Below are 10,665 nucleotides of genomic sequence, written 5' to 3'. Positions count from 1 at the left end.
TGCGGGAGAGGGTTGGGGTGAGGGAGGCGAAGGATCAGGACTGAACAGGCCGCCGATGCGCGTACAGGCCGCGACTTGTCCGGACTGTTCTCATCCCTCACCCTGTCCCTCTCCCGCACGGGAGAGGGGACCCGCGCCTCGTTCGGCACGGGCTCGCCGATCGCCTGCGTCCCAACCCGATCGGGAACGGCTCTAGGCTCCCTCGCGGACGCCACCTTGCCCGCCCGGGGGCCTCCCGAGACCGGCTGACAGGCGGTCCGCGAACGCAATGCCTTCGCGGGCAGCCCGCTCGACGGCCCGTTCCATCTGTGTTTGCTAACACGGCCGGCCAGGAGAACGAGCCGCGCGGGAGGGGGGGACCATGCGGACCGGTTGGCTTCTTGCCGGCGCGCTCAGCTGCGCGCTCGGCGTCACGCCGACCCAGGCGCGGATCACTCAGATCGAGATCGCCACCGTCGAGCCGTTCGCTGACGGCGCGGAATTCGGGCCTGCCGGCGCGTACGAGCGGGTCATCGGTGCCGCCCGCGGCGAGCTCGACCCGGCAGATCCCGCCAACGCCGGCATCGTCGACATCGCGCTGGCGCCGCGCAACGCGCGCGGCATGGTCGAATACAGGACCGACCTGTTCATCCTGCGCCCGAAGGACCCCGCCCGCGGCAGCGGTACGCTGCTGTTCGAGGTGCTGAACCGCGGCCGCAAGTTCCTCTTCAACTGGGTGCTGGACGCGCCGGCTCAGGGGGCCCAGGCCGTCAACGATCCGCGCAACGCCGTCGATGCCGGAACCGGCCTCGTCCTGCGTCGCGGCGACACGATCGTCTGGTCGGGCTGGGAGGCGGACGCGCTGCGCCAGCAGGGCGGCATGGCCATCGATGTGCCGGTGGCGTCCACGAACGGCAAGCCGATCGTGGAGATCGTGCGCGACGAACTCGTCAGCGCGACGCGCGGGCCGCCGGAGGCGCCCTTCTATCTCACCTTCAAGGCGGCCAGCCAGGACAAGGCCGGCACGCAGCTGACCGTGCGGCGCCGGGAGGCCGACCCGCCTCGGCCGGTTCCGGAGGAGGCGTGGCACTACGCGACGCCGCGGCAACTCGAGCTCCTGCCCAGGGGCACGAAGCCGCTGCCGGGCTCGATCTACCAGTTCACCTACCGCGCCACCGAGCCGAAGGTGCTCGGCATCGGCTTCGCCGCGACGCGCGACGTGGTCGCCTACCTGCGCGGCGATGCCGCCGGTGGCGCCAACCCGGCGGGCGGAGCGATCCGGCACGCGGTCGCCCTCGGCATCTCCCAGAGCGGGCGGTACCTGCGCGACTTCATCGCCCAGGGCTTCAATCGCGACGAGACCGGGCGCCGGGTCTTCGACGGCGTGCTGTCGCACATCGCGGGGATCGGCGGCGTCTTCCTGAACGCGCGCTTCGGCCAACCGTCCCGCACCAACACGCAGCACGAGGACCATCTCTATCCGGAGAATGCCTTCCCGTTCTCCGCGGCGGCTCAGCACGACCCGGTGACGGGACGGACCGGCGCGCTGCTGCGCGACGACGGCTTCGACCCGCTGCTGATCGAGGTGAACACCGGCACCGAGTACTGGCAGAAGGGTGCCTCGCTGCTGGCGACGGATCCCCTGGGCCGCACCGACCTGACCTTGCCCGACACGACGCGCGTCTACTTGGTCTCGAGCGGCTTCCACTACGGGCGCGCCGGGCTGACCTCGAGCAGAGGCCCCTGCGCCAACATGCGCAGCACCCTCAATCCGGCGCCTGCCCTCAGGGCCCTTCTCGTCGCACTCGAGGACTGGGTGACGCTCGGCACGCCCCCGCCCGACAGCCGGATCCCGCGCCTGTCGGACGGCACGCTGGTGGAGCCGGCCGAGGCCGGCTATCCCTTCATCGTCGGTGTGCCGGTCCCGACCGCCCCGAACACGATCGCGCGCTTCAGCACCTACGTCGATCCCAAGCCCGAGAGCGGGCCGCAGTACCGGCCGCTCGTGCCCCGCGTCGACGCGGATGGCAACGACGTGGCAGGCATTCGCCTGCCGGCCGTCGCCGCACCGCGCGCGACCTTCACGGGCTGGAATCTCTACGCCGATCCCTTCCCGGCGGGGGCCCTCTGCGACCGGGAGGGGAGCCAGCTTCCGTTCGCCCGGACCCGGGCGGAGCGGGAGGCCAACGGGGATCCGCGGCCCTCGCTGGAGGAGCGCTACCCGGATCCGGATGCCTACCTGGCTGCCGTGACCAAGTCCGTGGACGCGCTGGTTCGGGATCGCCTGCTCCTGCGCGAGGACGGCGACCGCCTTGTCCAGGCGGCGCGGCAGGAGTCCGCGCGATGACCGTTCCGGAGTCGGTCGCGCCGCCGGCGTAGACATCGTCGCGCGGACCTTGTCCCTCAGGGGGCCGTCTCGGACAGTCGACGGTCCTCCAGGGCGGCGTATACCATGGTGCGGGTCAGCGTGCGGTAGTGCTGGCGCTGGTCGGCCGAGGAGGTCTGCATCATCAGGAGCGCGAAGAAGCCCTCTACAGGGTCAACCCAGAAGTATGTCCCTCCGACGCCGCTCCAGAACCAGTCGCCGACATTGCCGGGGAACGGCGCCTCTCCCGCCGCGAGGCGGACCGCCACGCCCAGCCCGAAGCCGTAGCCCGGCCCCGGCGGATAGTAGGCGGCCTTCGCGATCGCCGCCCCGAGATGATCCGAGGTCATGAGCCGCACGCTGGCCGGCGCCAGGACGCGCGCGCCGTCGAGACTGCCGCCGGCGAGGAGCATGCGCAGGAAGCGGGCGCAGTCCGCCGTGCTCGATACGAGGCCGCCATTGCCCCTCTGGCCGCGCCGCGGCTGCGCGGGATCGTGAAAGACAGGGCGCTGCCCCGGTGCTTGCGGCAGCGGCTGCGCCACGCGTGATCCCATCGCGGCCGAGATCCGGAACAGCGTGTCGGCCATGCCGAGCGGCTCGAGCACGGTCGCGTCGAGGACCCGCTGCAGATCCGCGCCGCCGGCGATCTCCAGGACGCGGCCGAGCACGTCGGTGGCGTGCGAGTAGTGCCACACCGTGCCGGGCTCGTGCTCCAGCGGCAGGCGGGCGATCCGGTCGGCGAACGCCGCGTTGTCGAGATCCTCGGCGAGCAGGCCGTCGGCCGCGTAGGCCCGCCGCGCCGGCCCGTCGCCGAGATAGCCGTAGGCAATCCCGGCGGTGTGGCGCAGGAGATCCTGAACGGTCGGCCTGGCCCTGGCGGGCCTGAGGCCGCCGTCCGGATCGAGCACCGACAGGTGCTCGAAGGCGGGGATGAACGCCGCCACGGGCTGATCGAGGCGCAGGGCGCCGCGCTCGGCGAGGACCATGGTTGCGGCGGAGACGACGACCTTGGTCATGGAGTAGATGCGCCAGAGCGCGTCGGGCCCGAGGGGCGCGCGCGCGACGCGGTCGCGGTACCCGACGGTGCATCGCCAGATCGCCCCGTCCGCACCGCCGACGAGCAGGTCGGCCCCGGCGATCGCGCCGCTGTCGACATCGGCCGTCAGGCGGTCGCCGAGGCGGTCGAGGTGACGGGAGGAGAAGGCTGGTGCAGTCCGCATGGCGCCGATGTAGCGCGCGCCACCGCGCCCGCATCGCCGCGGCCGCGAGAGGCCGGACGGTCGTACGGTGACGCGCACCGGCTCCGGTGTCCTCGGGGCGCCGTGCGCCGGGGCGACGGTCCGGTCCGGCGAAGGCTGGCGCACCACGCGAGGACCGGGCGCGGCTCTAAGCCTCTGTTCTGACGCGCTCTCTTGCGCCGAACCGGTATCCGCTCCGGTGGAGAGCGCTCTAGGCCGGCCTGACGTCGTAGAATTGCGGGAAGCCGTTGCGCACGCCCGTCAGGCCCCGGTAGGCCGTCGCCTCGTAATAGGCGCCGAGCGGCAGGTACGGCACGTCGATGAAGAACTGTCGCTGGATCTCGGTGCAGATCGCTTTCTGCGCCGCAGGATCGGGCGCGGCGAACCACGCGGCGCGCAACTCCTCGAGACGGGGGGCGCGGGGCCATCCGAACCAGGCCTGGTCGCCGTTGCCGCGGATGCCGAGCTGGCCGGCGGGATCGAAGTTGTTGGTGCCGTTCAGGTAGGTGACGAAGGTGCTCCAGCCGCCCTTGTCCGGGGGCTGGCGGCTCGCCCGGCGCTGCACCAGGGTCCCCCAGTCCATCGCGACGAGGTCCACGGCGAGCCCGCATTTCCGGAAGGCTTCGGCCGCGACGAGGGCCAGGGGATGGGTGGCCGGGTAATCGGTCGGGTCGAGCATGACGACGCGCTCGCCCCGGTAGCCGGCCTCCGCCAGGGCGCGCCCGACCGCGGCGTAGTCGCGGGGGCCGACCAGCCCGTCGGTGCCCGCGCGCGTCGCCATCGGCGCCTCGGGGCTGAAGACGCCGACATGGTCCTTCCATAAGGCGCGCTCGTCGCCCGCGACCGCGCTCATGAACTCGGTCTGGTCGATGGCGCCGAGCAGCGCCCGGCGGATCGCGGGATTGTCGAAGGGCGGATGCAGGTGGTTGAAACGCAGGCAGCCGATGCCGCCGGCCGGGTCGAGCACCTCCAGCCGGATCCCCGATCTGCTCCTGAGCAGCGCCTGCAGGTCCGGCGTCGGGTTCTGCCACCAGTCGACCTCGCCGGCCGCCAGCGCGCTCGCGGCGGTGGAGGCGTCGGGCACGATCCGCCACTCGATCCGCTCGAAATGGGCCCGCTTCGGCCCGGCGGTGAAGCTCGCCGCGCCGTCCGGGCGGGGCACGTAGCCGTCGTAGCGCTCGTAGACGGTGAGCGCCCCCGGGACGCGCTCGTCCGCCTTGAAGCGGAACGGGCCCGAGCCGACCATCTCGGTGACCTGCGTGTTCGGGTCGGTCTTCGCCAGGCGCTCCGGCATGATGCAGGGCATCGAGGTGCCGGTCTTGCCCAGAGCCGCGGGCAGCAGCGGGAACGGCCGCTTGAGGCGGAACTGCACGACGCGGTCCGAAGTCGCGGCGAGTTCGTCGGTGGCGTCGATCAGCGCCCGGCCGAAGGCGTCGCGGGCGGCGAAGCGGCGCACGCTCGCCACCACGTCGCGCGCCAGCACCGGCGCGCCGTCGTGGAAGCGCAGGCCCTCGCGCAGGGTCAGCCGCCAGAGGCGGCCATCCGCCTCGACGGCGTGACCCTCGACCATCTGCGGCTGGAACTCGTAGCCCGCGGTCTGGCCGTAGAGGGTGTCGAAGACGAGGTAGCCGTGGTTGCGCGTCACGGTCGCCGTCGTCCAGATCGGGTCGATCACCGCGACGTCGCTCTCCGGGATGAAGCGCAGGACCTTGGCAGGCTGCGCGACGGCGGGCCGCGCGACCGCGGCGGCGGCCAGGGCGGCGAGGACCTCGCGGCGCCTCATCGGCGAGCGCTCGTGCTGGATGCCATCGGAGACCGTGCGCCCGTCACCCTCGTCGCCTCGCATGGTGCCCTCGGAGAGGCCGCGAGGCAAACGCGGGGCCGCGCCGCGCCACGCCGCGCGCGGACGCGTCAGCGGGCGGTGTCCGGAGCACAGGGGCGGGGCGACACGCGCCGCGAGCCCCCTGCACGACCCCGCATCCGCCGGGCCGGAGCCTCCGTCCCGGCGCCTCGGGCCCTAGCGCTCGAGGTCGGCCCCGGAATCGACCTGTTCGGGCGCTGTCATCTCCGGCGCCAGCAGACCGAGTTCGATCAGGAAGGCCGGAGCCGGTTCCAAGTAGACGCCGATCTGGATCGCATCCGGGTCCGAATGCGGCGTCACATAGGTGCGCCTCTCGTACAGCTCGGATTCGCCGCTCGCCAACAGGTCCCGCAACGCGCACCGGCGCATCCAAGAGATGATCCCGCGCGCGTAGGCGTCTTCGACCAGCTTGAATCCGCCGATCACGGCGTGTTCGAAATCGGGATCCGTTCGGATCACGACTCTGCGGGGTGTTTCCTGCATGTGTGTCCTGCGACGCTCCCGGATCGCGACCAGCCGGCTCATGCTGATCTTGCGGCCGGCCGTCGAGGGCTGACCCAGACTCGGACCAGTCCTGTCCAGGCGCAGAGCCCGCGCGGGCGTTTCTGTCGCCATCATTTGTGGTGCTCGGTGCTCGGCCGAAGGACGTAGCACCCTGTTGCGAGCCGCCGCGCCCGCGGCTGAGGCCCCGCGGTCACATCGCTGCGCCGTGTCGCTCGATGTGCCGCACGCCAGCGCGATCGCCGCGGAGCCGCCGGAGGGGCCGTTCGGTCGGGCGCTTCCCGAGCCGGCCGCGGTGCGAGCCGGCGGCCACGGCGACCCCGTCGCTCCGGCAGCGCCGTCGGCGCGGGTGCTCCGGAACACGCCGGGCCTGAAAGCTTGAGCTTACATCGGGATCACACCGCGACGACAGTCGCGAGCCCGATGGAGACGACGATGACCTGGACGAACCGCATCACCATAGCCGCGACCCTCATCGGCGGCGCGATCGCGCTGGTGACTTACGCGCAGGCCCTGAGTCTGCCGACGCACTTCGCCTGAGCCCGCCTGCCGGGGGAGCGCCCCGCGCCGCTCCTCCGACGCCGTCGTGACGGCCACCGTCGCGTTTCGGCGCGGACGCGCCCGCCCCGCTTGCCGGGCCCGCCCTTTCGGCGTTTCAAGGCCGTGACCTCTGGAACGTGGCCCGGCCGGCGATGGAACTGAAGTGGATCGAGGATTTCCTCAGCCTCGCCGAGACCCGTAGCTTCTCACGCTCGGCCGAGGCGCGGCACGTCACGCAATCGGCGTTCAGCCGCCGCATCCGCTCCCTGGAGGTCTGGCTCGGCACGGCCTTGCTCGACCGCAGCACCTACCCGATCACCCTCACGGCGGACGGGCGCCACTTCCTCGAGACCGCCGAGGAGGTGGTGCGCCTCCTCACCCTCAGCCGCGCCGACTTCCGCAACCGCAGCGAGCGGTCGAGCCTGCCCGTCGTCGCCATCACGGCCCTGCATTCGCTCTGCCTCTCCTTCCTGCCGCGCTGGCTCGGCACGCTCCGGGGCGAGCTCGGCGCCATGAGCAGCCGCGTGCTGCCGGAGAACTTCAACATCTGCCTCCAGGCCCTGGTCGAGGGCGGCTACGACCTCATGCTGACCTATCACCATCCGGGCATCCCGATCCCGCTCGGGCCCGATCGGTTTCCCTGCCTCGTCGTCGGCCGGGACAGCCTCGTGGCCGTGGCGGCGCCGGCGGATCTCCCCCGCGACCGGGAAGGCCGCCTGCCGCTGCTGCAATATTCCCGCGGCTCCTTCCTGGGACGGCTCGCCGCCATCGCCCAGGCGCGGGAGGGCGCGCCCGCGACCTATCCGGTCCACACGAACGAGAACTCGATGGCCGAGGCCCTGCGGTCCATGGCGCTCGCGGGACACGGGGTCGCGTGGCTGCCGAGGAGCCTCGTGGCCAGCGAGATCGCGGCGGGCGCGCTCGCCATCGTCAGCCCCGAGATGTCGATGGAGATCCGGCTGTACCGCAGCGCGGAGCGGGCCCGGCCGTTCCTGGAGGCCGTCTGGTCGGCCGCCGCCGCGGACTCGAAGAACTATTCCGGTTCGGAATAGTTCTGGTCGCAACTAGCATTGGCGGCCCGCCGATGCCGGGACTATCAGACGCCGGTCGGTCAGACGCGGCCGCCCGTGAGGGCGGGGCGACTGGCGGCGCCCCTTCATCGCGCACCGTCGAGAGCGTCGACGTCCCCTCACCCGGGCCGGTCGCTCACGCGCAATCGTCTGCCCAACCGTCCTGCCCTACGGCGCGCCGGATCGCTTCCGCGCGCGAGGAGAGAGCCGTGTCCGAGATCGCTTCCGCCGCCCCGACCCGCACCGAGCACGACCTCCTGGGCGACCGCGAGGTTCCGCAGGCGGCCTACTGGGGGATCCACACCCTGCGCGCGGTCGAGAACTTCCCGATCACCGGCACCACGCTGGCGACCTGCCCGGACCTGATCCGGGCGCTCGCGGCGATCAAGCAGGCGGCGGCGCTCGCCAACCGGGAGCTCGGCCTGCTCGACGCGGCGCGCTGCGACGCGATCGTCGCGGCCTGCGAGGAGATCCGGGCCGGCGGCCTGCACGATCAGTTCGTGGTCGATCTCATCCAGGGTGGGGCGGGGACCTCGACCAACATGAACGCCAACGAGGTCGTGGCCAACCGCGCGCTCGAACTCCTCGGCCACGCCCGCGGCGCCTACGGGCAGCTGCACCCGAACGAGCACGTCAACATGGGCCAGAGCACCAACGACGTGTACCCGACGGCACTCAAGATCGCCGGCATCGGCGCGATCCGTCGGCTCGTCGCCGCGATGGCGTCGCTGCGCGGCAGCTTCGAGGCCAAGGCCGCCGAGTTCTCCGACGTGCTCAAGATGGGCCGCACCCAGCTGCAGGACGCGGTGCCCATGACGCTCGGCCAGGAATTCGGCGCCTACGCGCGCATGCTCGGCGAGGACGAGGCCCGGCTGGGCGAGGCCGAGCTGCTGATCCGCGAGATCAACATGGGCGCCACCGCGATCGGGACCGGCATCACCGCGCATCCCCTCTACGCGGCCTCGGTCCGCGCGCGGCTGTCCGAGATCACCGGCATCCCGCTCGTCACGGCCGAGGATCTGGTCGAGGCAACCCAGGATTGCGGCGCCTTCGTGCAGGTGTCCGGCGTCCTCAAGCGGGTGGCCGTGAAGCTGTCCAAGACCTGCAACGACCTGCGCCTGCTCTCCAGCGGTCCGCGCGCGGGCTTCGGCGAGATCAACCTGCCGGCCCGGCAGGCCGGCTCCTCGATCATGCCCGGCAAGGTCAATCCGGTGATCCCCGAGGTGGTGAACCAAGTGGCGTTCGAGGTGATCGGCAACGACGTGACGATCAGCTTCGCGGCCGAGGCCGGCCAGCTGCAGCTCAACGCCTTCGAGCCCGTGATCGCCTACAGCCTGTTCCGCAGCTTCGCGCATCTCGAAGCGGCCTGCCGCACGCTCGACCTCCACTGCGTGCGGGGCATCACCGCCAACCGCGAACGGCTGCGCGCCAGCGTCGAGCACTCGATCGGGATCGTGACCGCGCTCAACCCCTATATCGGCTACCGCAACGCGACGGCCGTCGCCATGGAGGCGCACGCGACCGGCCGCGGCGTCTACGACCTCGTGCTTGAGAAGGGGCTGATGGCCCGCGCGCAGCTCGACGCGGTTCTCCGGCCCGAGCGGCTGACCCGCCCGCAAGCCCTCGATCCGGTCATCGCCCGGGCCGTCGCCGGGGCCTGATCCGGAATCCGGGATCCGCGCCCGCGACGCCAGCGGTCGGATCCCGCACGCCGAACATCACGATTCCACGGGAGGACAACGGATGACGCACGCCGATACGGACCCGGATTCCACGACATCGCGCTCGGGCCGGCTCACGCTCTATACCGGGCTGGGGCTCGCGCTCGGCATCCTCGTCGGCGCCGTCCTGCACGGACTGGCGGCCGGACCCGACGAGGCCAAGGCGTTCGCGGCGCACTTCACCCTCGCGACCGACATCTTCCTGCGTCTGATCAAGATGATCATCGCGCCGCTCGTGTTCGCCACCATCGTGGCCGGCATCGCGAGCTTCGGCGACGCCCGCTCGGTCGGCCGGGTCGCCGCGCTGGCCATGGGCTGGTTCGTCACCGCCTCGGTCGTCTCGCTCACCCTCGGGCTCCTGACCGCGAACCTGTTCCAGCCGGGCGCGGGCCTGGGCCTGCCGCTGCCCGACGCGGGGGCGCAGACCGGCCTGAAGGCCGCCTCGCTGAACCTGCGCGACTTCCTCGTCCACGTCTTCCCGACCAGCATCGTCTCGGCCATGGCCGGCAACGAGGTGCTGCAGATCCTGGTCTTCTCGATCTTCTTCGGCTTCGGCCTCAGCACGATCGACCGGCGCTACAGCGAGCCGATGGTGCAGCTCCTCGACGGTCTCGCCCGCGTGATGTTCAGGGTCACCGACACGGTGATGCGGCTCGCGCCGATCGCCGTCTTCGCGGCCATCGCGGCGGTCGTCACCGTCCAAGGGCTCGGCGTCCTTCTCGATTACGGCAAGTTCATCGCCAGCTTCTACGCGGGCCTGTCCCTGCTTTGGCTGCTGCTGATCGGTGCCGGCTGGGCCGTGCTGGGCCGCCGCGTGGTGGAGCTGCTGCGCCTGCTGCGCGCCCCGATGATCCTCGCCTTCTCGACGGCGAGCAGCGAGGCCGCCTTCCCGCGCACCGTCGAGGTGCTGGAGCGCTTCGGGGTGCGCCCGCGCGTGACGGGGTTCGTGCTGCCGCTCGGGTACTCGTTCAACCTCGACGGCTCGATGATGTACCAGGCCATGGCCGCCCTGTTCATCGCCCAGGCGTTCGGGATTCACATGGGCTTCGGCGAGCAGCTGACGATGCTGCTCGTCATGATGGTGACGAGCAAGGGCATCGCCGGCGTGCCGCGGGCCTCGTTGGTCGTGGTGGCCGCCACCGTGCCGATGTTCGGTCTGCCGGCCGCCGGCATCCTGCTGATCATGGGCATCGACCAGATCCTCGACATGGGGCGCACCGTCACGAACGTCCTCGGTAACGGGCTCGCCACCGCGGCGGTCGCCAAGTGGCGGGGTGAGATCGCGGGCGGCGTCCGGGAGGCGAGCGCGGAGCCCGCGGGGCCGCGCCTCGACCTCGCCGCGCGGCCCGCGGCCGGCGCCGCCCGCGCGGGTCGGGGCCGGCCGGGCCCG

General features: G+C 71.9%; 7 protein-coding genes. 4 read left to right on the top strand and 3 right to left on the bottom strand.

Annotated features, from left to right (window positions below):
- The first annotated feature begins 361 nt into the window (after positions 1 to 361).
- On the top strand, positions 362 to 2,326 hold the full coding sequence (locus ACLBYE_RS27260; protein WP_447696563.1) for an alpha/beta hydrolase domain-containing protein: 1,965 nt from the start codon (positions 362 to 364) through the stop codon (positions 2,324 to 2,326).
- A gap of 56 nt (positions 2,327 to 2,382) precedes the next feature.
- Here ACLBYE_RS27260 and ACLBYE_RS27255 read toward each other — a convergent pair whose 3' ends face one another.
- From ACLBYE_RS27255 to ACLBYE_RS27245, 3 genes are all read right to left on the bottom strand, one after another.
- Positions 2,383 to 3,564, bottom strand: coding sequence for a serine hydrolase domain-containing protein (locus ACLBYE_RS27255; RefSeq protein WP_447696562.1), 1,182 nt, complete (start codon positions 3,562 to 3,564; stop codon positions 2,383 to 2,385).
- A gap of 229 nt (positions 3,565 to 3,793) precedes the next feature.
- Positions 3,794 to 5,365: an ABC transporter substrate-binding protein gene (locus ACLBYE_RS27250; RefSeq protein ID WP_447696564.1), complete on the bottom strand. Its 1,572-nt coding sequence runs from the start codon at positions 5,363 to 5,365 to the stop codon at positions 3,794 to 3,796.
- Positions 5,366 to 5,599: 234 nt separating this feature from the next.
- Positions 5,600 to 5,968: a hypothetical protein gene (locus ACLBYE_RS27245; RefSeq protein ID WP_447696561.1), complete on the bottom strand. Its 369-nt coding sequence runs from the start codon at positions 5,966 to 5,968 to the stop codon at positions 5,600 to 5,602.
- Positions 5,969 to 6,636: 668 nt separating this feature from the next.
- Between ACLBYE_RS27245 and ACLBYE_RS27240 the strand changes: the two genes are divergently transcribed.
- The 3 genes from ACLBYE_RS27240 to ACLBYE_RS27230 all read left to right on the top strand — a co-directional run.
- Positions 6,637 to 7,536, top strand: a complete 900-nt coding sequence (locus tag ACLBYE_RS27240) for a LysR family transcriptional regulator (protein WP_447696560.1) — start codon at positions 6,637 to 6,639, stop codon at positions 7,534 to 7,536.
- 227 nt (positions 7,537 to 7,763) lie between these two features.
- Positions 7,764 to 9,215, top strand: coding sequence for an aspartate ammonia-lyase (gene aspA / locus ACLBYE_RS27235; RefSeq protein WP_447696559.1), 1,452 nt, complete (start codon positions 7,764 to 7,766; stop codon positions 9,213 to 9,215).
- Between the two features lie 82 nt (positions 9,216 to 9,297).
- On the top strand, positions 9,298 to 10,665 hold a 1,368-nt coding region (locus ACLBYE_RS27230; protein ID WP_447696558.1), incomplete at its 3' end, for a dicarboxylate/amino acid:cation symporter.

Source organism: Methylobacterium sp. A52T, assembly GCF_053346095.1.
The sequence above is the reverse complement of the archived record's forward strand: the minus strand, read 5'-3'. Positions and strand labels throughout refer to the sequence as shown.